We start from the raw sequence: 14,508 nt of genomic DNA, 5'->3' as shown, positions 1-14,508 counted from the left end.
CCGTCCTGACGGACGGGGCCCCGGGTGGCACACGTGCCGGGATCCGGCACGTGCTGCAACAGGCTCGGATCAGTGGAAGCTGTCGCCGCAGGCGCAGGAGCTCTGCGCGTTCGGGTTGTCGATGGTGAAGCCCTGCTGCTCGATGGTGTCCATGAAGTCGATGGTCGCGCCGGACAGGTAGGGCGCGCTCATCCGGTCGGTCACGACGCTGACGCCGTCGTACTGGCTGACGATGTCACCCTCGAGCTCGCGCTCGTCGAAGAACAGCTGGTAGCGCAGGCCGGAACAACCGCCCGGCTGCACGGCGATGCGCAGGGCGAGGTCGTCGCGGCCCTCGTTCTCCAGCAGTGCCTTCACCTTCGCGGCGGCGCCGCTGGTCAGGATGATGCCCTGGGCCAAGGTCTCGTTCTGCACGGTCATATCGCTTCTCCTCCGGCCGTCCCACCCGTCACGCGTGCGGATCTGCCTGTCGTTCCGGTGTGCTGTCGTCCCGGCGTGGTGTCATTCCGACGTGTCATCCGGTGTGGTTTCCGGTCGTCCGGCGATCTGATTGACCGGGCAACCGCGTCATCAGTCTAGGCCGACCTTCGGGGGCTTCCAACCCCCCGATCCGGGCGCCGGACCCGTCCTGGACGGCCCCGGCCGGGGTCGCCACGTCAGCCGGCCCAGGTGCCGGCCACCCGCTTCCCCATCCGGACGAGGTCCTCCGGAGTGACGTCGACGGTCTGCCCCGGCACCCCCTCGCGCACGGCGTACGCCGCCTCGAGGCCGTGGGCACGCATCTCACGCGCGGAGATCGTGACGAAGGCGGCGACCGCGACCACCGGTCGCATCGCCGCCGCGGCGAGCTCGACGACCGTCCCGACCGTCTCCCCACCGCGGTGCGCGAAATCGTACGCGCCGGTCCCGGTGACGATGACGTCGGCGGCGCCGAGCGTCGCCCGCAGGTCGGCCTCGCCGGCCAGCCACTCGGAACCCGACATCACTGCGGCCCCGAGGGCCGCCAGCCCGGACGCGACGCCACCGCAGGCACCGAGCCCGGGAGCATCGGTGAATCCCGGAGCGGCCAGTGCGGCGAGGCGTCCCAGGCTCGCGTCGGCGGCGAGCAGGTCGGCGGGATCCCAGGGAAGCCCCTCCTCCCGCAGTGCCGCACCGTGCAGGGAGGTGACACCCTGCATGCCGAGGAGCACTCGATCGGCCTGGCGGGCGGGCACCACGGCGACCAGCCGGTCGACCCCGGCGAGCGTACGGCGGGCCGCGGTGAGGTCGAGCGTGGTGATCCCGGCCAGTCCGGCGACCCCTCGGTCGAGCGGGACATCGGCCGCGCCACCCAGCGCGCCGAGCAGGCCGGCGCCGCCGTCCCGGGCGGAGCAGCCGCCGAGGTCGACGACGAGCGTGCCGACGTGGCCGCGGCCGGAGACGGCTCGGACGATGGCCTCGCCCCAGGCCCGCGAACTCGCGTCCCGGCTGGTGTCGAGACCCGTCCCGCCCTGCGGCGCAGCGGTCTCCACTCCTACCAGGACGGTGTCAGGGGTGGCCACCTCGAGCAGCAGGGTCTGCCCCGGTGCCGTCCGCCCGCCGGGCGCCGGGTGCCGGCCCGGGTCGGTCACGGCTGCTCCGCGCGGCGTCGGTTCACCGGAGGGTGTCGGCTCACCGGACGGCAACAGGCCGAGCGGCACCCCGGACAGCTCGGCGTACGCCTCCGCCAGGCCGGCGCCCGATGCTCCGAACGGTACGACCGCGAGGTCGTCGTCGGGGCGTCGGGAGCGCCATCCGGTGGCGAGGGCCGCCCCCGCCTCGGCGGAGGACAGCGCTCCGATCCGATCGGTGACGAAGGCGACCCGCAGCGGGCGGCGCCGGCCGGCCGGCCGATCCTCCGGCGTGCGATCCCCGGCCGCCGGATCAGTCAGGGATCAGCCCTTCTTCACTGTCGCTGAGCCAGGCCCGGACGTCGGCCACGGTCGCCTCCGCGTCGGGGAGGATCAGGTCGGAGTCGGCGAGCGCGTCGTCGGGCACGCGCTCCCCCCGGGCCCGGACATCGTCGAGCAGGGCGTGCAGCACGGTGGTGAGCGCGGCCTGGTCGTCGGCGTTCACCGCCTGCTCGACGTCGTCGTCGAAGGAATTGAGCGAGGCGAGCGCCTCGTCGGAGAGCCGGAACTGGCCCTCGTTCAGGATACGGACGATCACTGCTGTTCCTCCTGCCGCGGCGACTCCGGGGTCGCGGGGGTGGGCTGGCCGAAGGGCTGGTCCGGCACCGGCAGCTGCGGGGGCAGCTGCTGCGCCGGGACGGTCCACTGCTGGTCCGGGGTGGGGATCTGCTGGGCCTGGGTCACCTGCTGGGCAGGGGCCTGCTGGGTCGGCGGGACCTGCTGGGCGTGTCCCGGCGGCAGCTGCTGCGGCTGGCCGACGACGCCGTTGCCCTGGCCGATGGCCTGCTGGGTCGGGGCGGGCGCGCCACCGAGGGCGAGCTGCTGCTTCATCGCGGCAAGTTCGTTCTCGACCTGGGAGGTCGAGGCCAACTGGTCGAGTTCGCGGGTGAGGTCGTCCTGCGCCGATCCGGTGACGTCGTCGAGGGCGCCGGAGGCGAGCAGTTCGTCCACCGCGCCGGCCCGGGCCTGCATCTGCAGGGTCTTGTCCTCGGCGCGCTGGATCGCCAGGCCGACGTCACCCATCTCCTCGCCGATCCCGGAGAAGGCCTCGCTGATCCGGGTCTGCGCCTCGGCGGCGGAGTAGGTGGCCTTGATCGTCTCCTTCTTCGTCCGGAAGGCGTCGACCTTGGCCTGCAGGCGCTGGGAGGCCCGGACGAGCTTCTCCTCTTCTTCCTGCAGCTGTGCGTGCTGGGCCTGCAGGTCGGCGAGCTGGGAGGTCAGCGCCGACTTGCGCGTCAGCGCCTCACGGGCAAGATCCTCACGGCCGATCTCCAGGGCCCGGCGGGCCTGCTGGTCGAGCTTGTCGACCTGCTGCCCCAGCTGGTTGGCCTGGAGCTCCACCCGCTTGCGGCTGGTCGCGACGTCGGCGACACCCCGGCGGACCTTGCGGAGCAGCTCGAGCTGGCGCTCGTAGGAATAGTCGAGGGTCTCGCGCGGGTCTTCCATCCGGTCAAGAGCCTTGTTGGCCTTGGTGTTGAAGATCGTCGAGATTCTCTGGAAGATGCCACTCATAAACGGTCCCTGGTCCTTCCGTTGGGCACTCGGGTCGTGCGTACGCCGACCAGCCTAGGGGGTCAGGTGTCCCGACACGAGACCCCGACACTGCAGTTCCGGGCCCAGGGGGTGAGGTCCCGGAGGGCCGACGGCCCGGCAAGGTCCGAGCGATCGGCCGCCCGGACGACCGTCGATCATCCCGTGCCGACCGTCGGCCACCCCGTGCTGCAGGTCGTACGACGGCCGTCCGGTGTGCGCTCCGGCAGGCGCGGACGGCTAGTCTTGGGGTCGGACCATGCGCCGTCTCCCCGACGGGCGCTGGACCGGGGCAGGACGTACGCCACCTGAGTGCGTCCGGGAAGCGGCAACGGACGAGAAGGACCGACGTGGGACTGTTCAGCAAAAAGGACGACTCCGCCAAGACGGACGCAACGGAGACGGCACCGCCGACCCCCACCGCGCACCGCAAGAAGGAGGGCCCCACCCCCACCCGCAAGGAAGCGGAGGCCGCGCGTCGTGCCCGCGTCAACCCCACGCTGACGAAGAAGGAGCGTCGTCGGCGAGACGCGGAGAGCGATCGGCGGATGCGGCAGGAGCAGCTGGCCAAGCGTGACTCCGATCCCGGCCGGACCCTGATGCGCGACGTGGTCGACTCCCGCTTCCGGCTCGGTGAGGTGGTCATGCCCCTGCTCCTGCTCACCCTGGCCACCAGCCTGATCGTGGGCAAGAACCCGTCGCTGGCGAACTACGTGATGATCGCTTTCTACCTGATCGTGCTGGCGGTCCTGGTCGACATCACGATCATGTGGCGCCAATTCACCAGGCTCCTCGAGCAGCGCCACCCTGGTTACCCCAAGAAGGGGCTGTTCATGTACGGGATGAACCGGTGCCTGCAGATCCGCCGCTGGCGGATCCCCGCCCCCCGGGTCAATCGCGGCGACAAGATCTGAGACGACCATGGCGTTCAGCTGGACCACCGACCCCGCCCTCGACGACGACACCGCCGCGGAGCTCGGCCTCACCGCCACCTTCGCCACGCAGGCCGCTGCCGAGGAGTGGTTCTCCGAGCACTGGACCGACCTGGACGAGGCGGGCGTCGAGTCCGTCAGCCTGCTCGACGGGAACACCCTGGTCTACGGGCCGATGGCGCTGAGCGCCTGACCCACCGGCCCCCGGGTTGGCGCGGCCGACTAGCGTGGCGGAACGGTGCGCGGTGACTCCGTCGCACCGACGTACGTCCCGGGCCACCGCCCCGGAGGACACGTACGACTGTCGACGTGAGAGGTACCACGGTGAACATCACGACCCTGCCCGGACTGCGCCTGGCGGAGGAACTCCCTGACGGGATCGACTACCTGGTCGTGGGGACGCGACTGTCATCGGACCAGGGCACCGTCTACGGTCTGCCCGACGGGATCGACACCTCGGCCCTGGACCTGGATCTCCTTGCGGTGGGCGCCGAGAAGCGGACCACGGTGGGCAGTATCACCGCACTCGGCCGCCTCGCGGGCGGCTCCCGGGTGATCGCTGTCGGGCTGGGCACGGGCGCGCCGACCCCTGAGCTGCTGCGCCGGGCAGCGGGGTCCGCACTGCGCGGCATCGCCGCCGGCGTCGGCGCAGGGGACGCCGTCCGGGTCGCGGTGTCTCTGCACGAGGACGCGGTGATCATGCCGATGTCGGTGTTCGACTCCGTCCGGGCCGTGGCGGAGGGTGCCCTGCTCGGCACGTACGAGCCGATCCACCCGGTCGGTGAGCCCGCCGGCGCCCGGATCGCCGAGATCGTCGTGCTCGACGCGTACGCCGAGGACCACGCGGCCGCGACCCGGTTGGCCGTGGCCGTCTCGACGGCCGTCGCCCGGGCGCGCGACTGGGTGAACACCCCGGCCAACCTGCTCTATCCCGAGACGTTCGCGGCGGCGGTCACCGAGTGGTTCGACGGCGCACCGGTGGCGGTCGGCGTGCGCGACGAACAGCAGCTGGCGGCCGAGGGCTTCGGCGGCATCCTGGCCGTCGGCAGCGGTTCGGCCCACGCCCCGCGGGTGGTCCGCGCCGCCTACTCCCCGGCCAACGCCACCCAGAAGCTGGTGCTGGTCGGCAAGGGCATGACCTTCGACGCCGGTGGCATCGACATCAAGCCGGCCGGCCACATGATGACGATGAAGTGTGACATGGGCGGTGCGGCGGCCGTGATGGCCGCCACCCGGGCGATCGCCGACCTGGGCCTGCGGGTCGAGGTGGTGGCGTACGCCGGCATGGCGGAGAACATGCCGTCCGGCACCGCCTACCGGCCCTCGGACGTGCTGACGATGCACGACGGCACGACGGTCGAGGTCACCAACACCGACGCCGAGGGCCGCCTGGTGCTGGCCGACTGCCTCTCGGCGTCCACGGACGACGACGCCGACCTGGTGGTCGACATCGCCACCCTCACCGGCGCCTGCATGCGGGCCCTCGGGCTGAACACCATCGGGCTGGTCGCCAGCAGCGACGTCGTCGCCGGGCGGCTGCTGCACGCGGCGGAGGCGAGCGGCGAGACGATGTGGCAGCTGCCGTTGACCGACGAGGCCCGCGACAAGTTGCACACCCCGTACGCGGACATGGCTTCGTCCGGCACCGACGGCTACCTGGGCATGCAGGTGGCCGCAGCGTTCCTGGAGCACTTCGCGGGCGAGCGCAATTGGGCCCACCTGGACGTGGCGGGCCCGGCCTGGCGCGAGGGGGGCGCCGAGGGGTACCTCTCGGTCGGAGGCACCGGCGCCGGGGTGCGCACCCTGGTCGAGCTCGCACTGACCATGGAGTGACGAGCAGGTGAGGCGGCCCGGACACCCGGTGTGCCGGGCCGCAGGACGCCCCCGGTGAGTCGTCGGAACGTCGTTCCCGCTGCGGGCGCCTGCGGGTAGGGTAACGACGTACTTGACTGCGTCGTCACCGTTCCGAAGGAGTCCAAAGCGATCATGTCGACTTCTGTAACTCTCCCGGCCCTGGGGGAAAGCGTTACCGAGGGCACCGTCTCCACTTGGCTCAAGAAGGTCGGTGACACGGTCGCCGTCGACGAGCCGCTGGTCGAGATCTCCACCGACAAGGTCGACACCGAGGTCCCATCCCCGGTGGGCGGCACGGTTCTCGAGATCCGGGTGCAGGAGGACGAGACCGTCGAGGTCGGCGCAGTCCTGGCCATCATCGGCGAGCCGGGCGAGGCCGGCGCTGCCCAGGCGCCGACGGCCCCCGCCCCGGTGGCCGAGGCTCCCGCCGCTCCGGCTCCGGCTGCTCCCGCCGCTCCGGCTCCGGCTGCTCCCGTCGCGACGGCTCCCGCTGCGCCGGCCGGGCCCGCCCAAGGCACCGAGGTCACCCTCCCCGCCCTCGGCGAATCCGTCACCGAAGGCACCGTCTCCACCTGGCTCAAGAAGGTCGGCGACACCGTCGCCGTCGACGAGCCGCTGGTCGAGATCTCCACCGACAAGGTCGACACCGAGGTCCCCTCCCCCGTCGCCGGCACCGTTCTCGAGATCCGCGTCGCCGAGGACGAGACCGTCGAGGTCGGCGCAGTCCTCGCCATCATCGGCGACGCGAACGCCACCCCCGCCCCCGCAGCACCCGCCGCTCCCGCACCCGCGGCAGCACCGGCCCCCGTGGCAGCACCGGCCCCCGCGGCAGCACCCGCCGCCCCGGCCCCGGCCGCTCCCGCTGCTCCGGTTCCCGCTGCTCCGGCAGCTCCCGTCGCGCCGGCTCCGGTGGCTCCGACCAGGTCGGTCGCGCCGCGCGCGGCCGGTGGTGACATCGCCGAGGCCGCGTACGTCACGCCGTTGGTCCGTAAGCTGGCGGCTGAGCACAACGTCGACCTGTCGACCCTCACCGGCACCGGTGTGGGTGGCCGTATCCGCAAGCAGGACGTGCTCGAGGCAGCCAAGGCGGCGGCCGCCCCCGCCCCGGCGGCCCCGGCCGCGGCGGCCGCCGCCGGAACCGCCCACGAAGTCTCGCCGCTGCGTGGCACGACCGAGAAGATGTCGCGGATCCGCCAGACGATCGCCCGTCGGATGCGCGACTCGAAGGACGTCGCCGCGCAGCTCACGGCGACCGTCGAGGTCGACCTGACCCTGATCACCCGGATCCGGGCCCAGGTCAAGAGCGATTTCAAGGCCCAGTACGGTGTCGGCCTCACCTACCTCGCGTTCATCGCGAAGGCCGCCATCGAGGCGCTGCAGAAGTACCCGATCGTCAACGCGACCGTGAACATGGACGACAAGACGATCACCTACCCGGCCACTGAGAACCTCGGCCTGGCCGTCGACACGCCCAAGGGCCTGATGGTCCCCGTGCTCAAGAACGCCGGTGACTTCAGCGTCACCGACTTCGCCCGGGCGATCGCCGACATCGGCAGCCGGACCCGTGAGGGCAAGGTCTCCCCGGCTGAGCTGTCCGGTGGCACCTTCACGATCACCAACTACGGTTCGGTCGGCGCCCTCTGGGACACCCCGATCATCAACCAGCCGGAGTCGGCGATCATGGGCACCGGCGCGATCGTCAAGCGTCCGGTGGTGCTGGTCGACAAGCACCTCGGCGAGACCATCGCGATCCGCGACATCATGTACCTCAACCTGTCGTACGACCACCGCATCATCGACGGGGCCGACGCGGCACGGTTCCTGGTGGCCATCAAGGACCGCCTCGAGGACGGCGATTTCGGCGCCGAGTTCGGCGTGGACGCCTGACCCTCGTCGAGACGACGGCACAGGGCCCCGGGATGATCCCGGGGCCCTGTGCCGTTTCGGAGGCTCGCACCGTTTCGGAGGCTCGCGCCCGGGCGGGACGGCTCATCCGACGAGCCGGTCATTCCTGGGGCCCTCACGCAGCGGGGATCCGCCACGATGTCGCGGAGGCCCACTCCTCCGCCCGGGCGGCGTCGGCCCGCCACCACGATTCCTCGGCCCGGGCGTACGCCACAGTGGTCGCCTCACGTGCCGCCAGTTCACGCGTCAACCGCGCGTACTCCTCGCGTACGTCCGGCACGGCCCGCAGCCAGTCGCGGCGGAGCAGCGCCCATCGCCAGGCCGGCGAGCTGACCGGGCGCAGCCGGAGCTGGACGATCCGGCCGGGATCGCATGAGAGGTGCAACCACTCGGGCCACCCCCCCGCGGTGTCGGCCGGATCCCCATCGGCCCCCTCGTCGCGGGGAAACCCCAGCTGATCCAGCGCCTCGCGGACGTCCGCCCGATCAGCGTCTAGCAGTGACGGCAGGCCGATCTGCAGGTCGATGACGTCCGCCCCGGCCAGGCCGGGCACGGCCGTCGAGCCGATGTGGTGCAGCGCGAGGTCCTCGCCCAGCAGCGGGGCCAGCCGGTAGCGGAGCCGCCCCAGCAGCCGGCGCGCCTGGTCGGGCCAGGCCGGATCAGCGACGACGAGCACCGGCCGCTCGGGCCGGCGGACCGGTTCGCGCCGACGCAGGTGGTCCTCGAAGGTCACGGCGCGCCGCCACAACGCCTCGATCTGCGGTTCGAGCGCCTGCGGCGCGCCGTTGTTGTCGATCACCACGTCGGCGGTGGCCAGACGCTCCTCACGGGACGCCTGGTGGGCGATCCGGCCACGCGCGTCGGCCTCGGTCATGCCCCGGGAGGAGACGAGGCGCCGGACCCGCTCCTCGGTGTCCACGTCGACGGACACGACGAGGTGGTAGTGCGCCTGGACGCCGGTCTCCACCAGCAGCGGGATGTCGTGCACCACGATCGTGTCCACCGGAGCCGCGGCGATGATCTCGCGGGTGCGGGTACGGATCAGCGGATGGGTGATCCGCTCGAGGTCGCGCCGGGCGGCCGGGTCGGCGAACACCACCGCACCCAGGGCGGCGCGATCCAGGGTCCCGTCCGGTCGTACGATCCCGGCCCCGAAACGGTCCCGGACCGCGGCCAGACCGGGTGTCCCCGGCGCGACGACCTCTCGCGCCAGCGCATCCGCGTCGATCACCAGGGCCCCGCAGTCGGTGAGGAGGCGGGCCACGGTCGATTTGCCCGATCCGATCCCGCCGGTCAGCCCGATCATCAGCACACCCGCAGATTACGACACGCCCCGCGGACAGCGCCTGCGGGCGGCGGCGCCGGGGCGTGCCGAGGACGCCGTGTCCGGGACGCCCGTACCGGGGTGCCGGGCCACGGGTGGCCGCGCCCGGACGGCTGTCCCGGAGGCGGTGCGAGAGCCGGGTCGGAGCCGACCCGGCGCGTACACTCGGCCGCATGCCCGTCTCCCCGATCAACGTTCCCGGGGCCGATGTCTCGGTCGTGTCCCCGCTCGGCATCACCTACCGCACCCTCGGGCTGTGGCCCGATCGTACGGAGAAGACGGACTACGACCAGGCCTGGGAACTCCAGCGGCGGATCCATGCCCGGGTCGTCGACGGCAGCGACCGTGGCACCGTCCTGCTGCTCGAGCACAACCCCGTCTACACCGCGGGCAAGCGCACCGACCCGGCCGACCGGCCCGTCGACGGCACCCCGGTGATCGATGTCGACCGCGGCGGTGACATCACCTACCACGGCCCGGGCCAGCTGGTCGGCTACCCGATCGTGAAGCTGCCGGCCAACGGCATCGGGGTGGTCGACTTCGTCCGGCGCCTCGAGGAGGCACTGATCCGCACCCTCGCCGAGCTGGGCATCACCGCCGGCCGCGTCCCGCATCGCACCGGCGTCTGGCTGGGCGCCACCGCAGGCGACCCGGCGCGTGGCATCGTGCCCCAGCCGGAGCGGAAGATCGCCGCGATCGGGATCCGGGTCTCCCGCAAGACCACGATGCACGGCTTCGCCCTCAACGCCGACATGGACATGAGCTGGTACGACCGGATCATCCCGTGCGGCATCCGCGACGCCGGTGTGACGAGCATCGCGCGGGAGCTCGGCTCCTGCCCCAGCCTGGCCGAGCTGGCGGCGATGGTGCGACCACACCTCGACGAGATGCTGGCCTACCAGCCGTACGAGGCGTCCCCGGACGTCGGCGAGGAACACGAGTACAACCCGCAGACCGCACACGTGCGGCGCCCCGCCACCCCGGGCGTCACCTACGGGCTCACCGTCTGACCCGAGAGTCACGTACGGGTCCGATCGCGCGACACCCCAGGCGCGGCATGCCGCCGCCCCCGCCGTGTCGTACGGGTCTGTCCGTCCGATGTCCAGCACCCCGGCGGGGAACGGCCCACCCACCCGGGTGACAGGTAGACTCCGGTGGGTGACCATCGCACCAGAGGGACGCAAGCTGCTCCGCCTCGAGGTCCGCAACGCGCAGACCCCGATCGAGGAGAAGCCGCCGTGGATCAGGACCCGCGCCAGGTTCGGCCCCAACTACCGTGAGCTGAAGGACCTCGTCACGACCGAGCAGCTCCACACGGTGTGCCAGTCGGCCGGCTGTCCGAACCAGTTCGAGTGCTGGGAGGACCGCGAGGCCACCTTCCTCATCGGTGGTGACCAGTGCACGCGGCGCTGCGACTTCTGCCAGATCGACACCGGCAGGCCGTCCGCGTACGACCGTGACGAGCCGCGGCGGGTGGCCGAGTCGGTGGTGAAGATGGGCCTGCACTACGCGACCGTGACCGGTGTCGCCCGCGACGACCTCCCCGAGGGCGCCTCCTGGCTGTACGCCGAGACCTGCCGCCAGATCCACGAGCTGGTCCCCGGCTGCGGCGTCGAGCTCCTGGTCGACGACTTCCAGGGCAACTCGAGCGCGCTGCAGACCGTGTTCGACGCGCGCCCCGAGGTGTTCGCCCACAATGTCGAGACGGTCCCGCGGATCTTCAAGCGCATCCGCCCCGCGTTCCGCTACGAGCGCTCCCTCGATGTGCTCTCCCGGGCCCGGGCCGCGGGCCTGGTGACCAAGTCCAACCTGATCCTCGGCATGGGCGAGACCGATGACGAGGTCTCCGCGGCCCTGCGCGACCTGCACGACGCCGGCGCCGAGATCATCACCATCACCCAGTACCTGCGGCCCTCGGAGCGCCATCACCCGATCGACCGCTGGGTGACCCCGGAGCGGTTCGACGCGTTCGCCGACGAGGCGCGCGCGATCGGCTTCACCGGCGTGATGAGCGGCCCGCTGGTCCGCTCCTCCTACCGCGCCGGGCGGCTCTACCGCCAGGCCACCGAGGCCCGGGGCAACGGCGGCGCGGTGATGAAGATCCATGGCGTCAACCCGACCAGCGGTGACCGGGGCTGACCGCCCCTGACCGGCGGACCGGCCGCCGGCGACGTACACCGGTCTGCTACACATACGGTGCGGCTCGTGCGCCGCGCCACGCGATGTACGCCTCACCCCGGTCCGGGGCCCGACCGTACGTCCACCGATCCGACAGCACGACGACAGCAAGGGATGACTGATGGCCAAGAGTGAGGCCGCCAAGGAGCTGGCCGCGAAGCAGAAGGCTGCACACCGCGCCGAGAAGCAACGCCGCCGCAACAGCGACGACCCCCGCGACTGGGGCTGGTGGAAGCAGATCACGTACGCCTACAAGGCGACGGCCAAGGTCGACAAGCAGCTCACCCCATGGATGATCGGTGCCTTCGTGGTGCCGATCCTGATCGCCGTGCTGGTCGCTGTCCTGCTCCGCGGCGGGTACGTGCTGTGGATCATCACCGGGGCGATGGCCGGCCTCGCCCTGGCGGTCCTCGTGCTGACCCAGCGGATGAAGAAGGCCACCCTGGAACAGGCCCGCGGGCAGGTCGGCTCGGCCGCCGCGGCCCTCGGCATGCTCAACGACAAGGTGTGGACGCACGAACTGGGCATCACCGGCACCCGCCAGCAGGATCTCGTCCACCGGGTGATCGGCCCCTCCGGCGTCGTGCTGATCGGTGAGGGTGAGCCGGGCCGGCTCCGGACGCTGCTCGCCTCCGAGGAGCGCAAGCACGCCCAGCTCATCTCCGACCTGCCGGTGTGGGTCATCCAGATGGGCGACAAGGAGGGCCAGGTGTCCCTCGACGACCTCGCCAAGCACATCCGCAAGCTGCCGAAGTCGCTGGACAAGTACCAGATCACCGAGGTCACCTCGCGGGTGAAGGCCCTCGACGCCGTCCGTCCCCGGGTGCCGATGCCGAAGGGGCCGATGCCCACCAACGCCCGCCAGGTGAAGGGCAGCAAGCGCGCACTGCGCGGCCGCTGAGCCCGCCGGCTCCTACCGACCGGGCGCTGGCCTGACCGGCGTCCTTCGAACCGGCGTCGCCCGAGCGGCCCGTGGACGCTCTCCGTACGGCACCTGCCGGACACGCCGACGAGCGGGCGCCGTACGAGCGGGCGCCGTACGAGCGGACCGGCCCGGATGGGCACCGGTGCCGTCCGCTGACTACTCTTGAGTGGCTATGGCGCATCTGCTCGGGGCCGAGGGCCTCCACCTGGAATATCCGACCAAGCTGGTCTTCGACGCCGTCACCCTCGGGGTGAACGAGGGCGATCGGATCGGCATCGTCGGCCGCAACGGCGACGGCAAGTCCAGCCTGCTCGCCATGCTCGCCGGGCGGCGTACGCCCGACGGGGGCCGGGTGACCGTCCGCAACGGCGTCCGGATCGGCGTGCTGGACCAGGCCGACACCCTGCCTGATGAGGAGACGGTCGGGCACGCCGTGGTCGGTGACGCGCCGGAGTACACCTGGGCCGGCGACCCGCGGATCCGCGACATCATCGCCGGGATGGTGGCCGACCTGGACTGGGACGCCCGCCTCGACACCCTGTCCGGCGGTCAGCGCCGACGGGTCGCGCTGGCCCAGCTGCTCGCCGGCGACTGGGACGTGTTGGCCCTCGATGAGCCGACCAACCACCTCGACCTCGAGGCGATCACCTGGCTGGCCGCGCATCTCAAGGGCCGCTGGGCCCCGAACGCCGGCGGCCTGCTGGTCGTCACCCACGATCGGTGGTTCCTCGACGAGGTCTGCACGGCCACCTGGGAGGTGCACGACCGGATCGTCGAGCCCTTCGAGGGCGGGTACGCCGCCTACATCCTGCAGCGGGTGGAACGCGACCGGCAGGCGGCGGCCAGCGAGGCCCGCCGGCAGAACCTGGCCCGCAAGGAGCTGGCCTGGCTGCGTCGCGGGGCACCGGCCCGGACCTCCAAGCCGAAGTTCCGGATCGAGGCGGCCAACACCCTGATCGCCGACGTCCCGCCGATCCGCGACACGGTCGCGCTGCAGTCCCTGGCGGTCTCCCGGCTCGGCAAGGACGTGGTCGATCTGCTCGACGCCTCGGTGGCGTACGGCGACCGGCAGGTGCTGCGTGACGTCGAGTGGCGGCTGGCGCCCGGGGAACGTACGGGCATCCTCGGCGTCAACGGCGCCGGCAAGTCGACCCTGCTCGGCCTGATCGACGGCTCGGTGCAGCCCACCGGCGGCCGGGTCAAGCGCGGCAGCACGGTGAGGACCGCCACCCTCACCCAGCGCCTCGACGAACTCGAGGAGTACCTCGACGAACCGGTCCGGGTGGTCATCGGCCGGCTCCGGACGACGTACACGCTCGGGTCGGGGGCCCGGGCCCAGGAGCTCACCCCGGCCCAGTTGCTGGAGCGGCTGGGCTTCTCCGGCGCGCAGCTCTCGACCCCGGTGAAGGACCTCTCGGGCGGCCAGCAGCGCCGGCTGCAGCTGCTGCTGATCCTGCTCGACCAGCCCAACGTACTGATCCTCGACGAGCCGACCAACGACCTCGACACCGACATGCTCGCCGCCCTGGAGGACCTGTTGGACTCCTGGCCTGGCACGCTGATCGTCGTCAGCCACGACCGCTACTTCCTGGAGCGGGTGACCGACCAGCAGTACGCCATCCTCCCGGGACCGGACGGGGTCGGACGGCTGCGGCACCTTCCCGGCGGGGTCGACGAGTACCTGAAGCTGCGGGCCGACCAGGAGACCACAGCGGCCGACCGGCCGGTGACGGATCGGACGCCGGATCGGGCCCCCGAGCGTGACACGGCCGGGGCAACAGCACCGGGCGTCCTCTCCGGCCGGGAGCTCCGTGCGGCCGAGAAGGAACTCTCCTCCCTCGAGCGGCGGGTCGAGCGGCTGCGCCAGCGGGCCACCGAGGCCCGGACGAAGCTCGCCGGTCTCGACCAGTCCGACTATCAGCGGCTCGCCGCGGAGATGGCCTCCATCAGCCGATGGGAGGACGAGGCCGAGTCGTTGGAGGAGCGCTGGCTGGAACTGTCGATGCTCTTCGACGGGTCGACGACGAACGGGTGACGCCGGCCGGCCGGTGCACGACAGGGACCACCGACCGGACGAGCAGCAGACCGACGCGGTACGACGGCGGTCCGATGTGCCTCTCCTGCGCCGGACCGGCAGCCCCCGCCCGTCCGGCGATCCGCCGGAGAGACCAACACGTCGTGGAAACACGTGGTGGGGCCCCCGTTCGGGGG

At 72.0% G+C, this 14,508-nt stretch carries 12 protein-coding genes and 1 pseudogene; 8 read left to right on the top strand and 5 right to left on the bottom strand.

Annotation, left to right across the window (positions count from 1 at the left end; all coding sequences use genetic code 11):
* Nucleotides 1–69 precede the first annotated feature (69 nt).
* From erpA to VB059_RS08590, 4 genes and pseudogenes are all read right to left on the bottom strand, one after another.
* Entirely contained in the window at nt 70–420 is a 351-nt protein-coding gene (gene erpA, locus VB059_RS08605; RefSeq protein WP_323421601.1) for an iron-sulfur cluster insertion protein ErpA, read from the bottom strand.
* 236 nt (nt 421–656) lie between these two features.
* Nucleotides 657–1,811 (bottom strand): glycerate kinase, encoded by a 1,155-nt coding sequence (locus VB059_RS08600; RefSeq protein WP_323421607.1) that lies wholly within the window; start codon nt 1,809–1,811, stop codon nt 657–659.
* A 91-nt stretch (nt 1,812–1,902) separates the two neighbouring features.
* Nucleotides 1,903–2,187: a PspA-associated protein PspAA gene (gene pspAA / locus VB059_RS08595; protein ID WP_323421600.1), complete on the bottom strand. Its 285-nt coding sequence runs from the start codon at nt 2,185–2,187 to the stop codon at nt 1,903–1,905.
* A gap of 224 nt (nt 2,188–2,411) precedes the next feature.
* Nucleotides 2,412–3,161: pseudogene (locus VB059_RS08590) on the bottom strand (PspA/IM30 family protein); the annotation flags it as partial.
* A gap of 368 nt (nt 3,162–3,529) precedes the next feature.
* Between VB059_RS08590 and VB059_RS08585 the strand changes: the two are divergent.
* From VB059_RS08585 to sucB, 4 genes are all read left to right on the top strand, one after another.
* Entirely contained in the window at nt 3,530–4,093 is a 564-nt protein-coding gene (locus tag VB059_RS08585; protein WP_323421599.1) for a DUF3043 domain-containing protein, read from the top strand.
* 7 nt (nt 4,094–4,100) lie between these two features.
* The gene (locus VB059_RS08580; protein ID WP_323421598.1) at nt 4,101–4,304 is read left to right on the top strand and encodes a hypothetical protein; all 204 of its coding nucleotides are present in this window, start codon (nt 4,101–4,103) and stop codon (nt 4,302–4,304) included.
* A gap of 131 nt (nt 4,305–4,435) precedes the next feature.
* Nucleotides 4,436–5,944 carry a leucyl aminopeptidase gene (locus VB059_RS08575; RefSeq protein WP_323421597.1) on the top strand — a complete coding sequence of 503 codons (1,509 nt, stop codon included), beginning with the start codon at nt 4,436–4,438 and terminating at the stop codon, nt 5,942–5,944.
* Nucleotides 5,945–6,097: 153 nt separating this feature from the next.
* On the top strand, nt 6,098–7,852 hold the full coding sequence (gene sucB, locus VB059_RS08570) for a 2-oxoglutarate dehydrogenase, E2 component, dihydrolipoamide succinyltransferase (protein WP_323421596.1): 1,755 nt from the start codon (nt 6,098–6,100) through the stop codon (nt 7,850–7,852).
* A gap of 133 nt (nt 7,853–7,985) precedes the next feature.
* Here the strand turns inward: sucB and coaE are convergent, their stop codons facing one another.
* Entirely contained in the window at nt 7,986–9,176 is a 1,191-nt protein-coding gene (gene coaE / locus VB059_RS08565; protein ID WP_323421606.1) for a dephospho-CoA kinase, read from the bottom strand.
* Nucleotides 9,177–9,367: 191 nt separating this feature from the next.
* On the opposite strand from coaE, the gene lipB reads away from it, so the two are divergent.
* The 4 genes from lipB to VB059_RS08545 all read left to right on the top strand — a co-directional run bounded on the left by lipB (nt 9,368) and on the right by VB059_RS08545 (nt 14,332).
* The gene (gene lipB, locus VB059_RS08560) at nt 9,368–10,204 is read left to right on the top strand and encodes a lipoyl(octanoyl) transferase LipB (RefSeq protein ID WP_323421595.1); all 837 of its coding nucleotides are present in this window, start codon (nt 9,368–9,370) and stop codon (nt 10,202–10,204) included.
* Between the two features lie 148 nt (nt 10,205–10,352).
* Nucleotides 10,353–11,333: a lipoyl synthase gene (lipA, locus tag VB059_RS08555; RefSeq protein ID WP_323421594.1), complete on the top strand. Its 981-nt coding sequence runs from the start codon at nt 10,353–10,355 to the stop codon at nt 11,331–11,333.
* Nucleotides 11,334–11,493: 160 nt separating this feature from the next.
* Nucleotides 11,494–12,273, top strand: a complete 780-nt coding sequence (locus VB059_RS08550; RefSeq protein WP_323421593.1) for a DUF4191 domain-containing protein — start codon at nt 11,494–11,496, stop codon at nt 12,271–12,273.
* A gap of 190 nt (nt 12,274–12,463) precedes the next feature.
* Nucleotides 12,464–14,332: an ABC-F family ATP-binding cassette domain-containing protein gene (locus tag VB059_RS08545; protein WP_323421592.1), complete on the top strand. Its 1,869-nt coding sequence runs from the start codon at nt 12,464–12,466 to the stop codon at nt 14,330–14,332.
* The last annotated feature ends 176 nt before the right edge of the window (nt 14,333–14,508 follow it).

Source organism: Raineyella sp. (assembly GCF_034933565.1).
GTDB lineage: Bacteria > Actinomycetota > Actinomycetes > Propionibacteriales > Propionibacteriaceae > Raineyella.
Note: the sequence above shows the minus strand (reverse complement) of the source record. Positions and strands in the feature narration are given on the sequence as shown.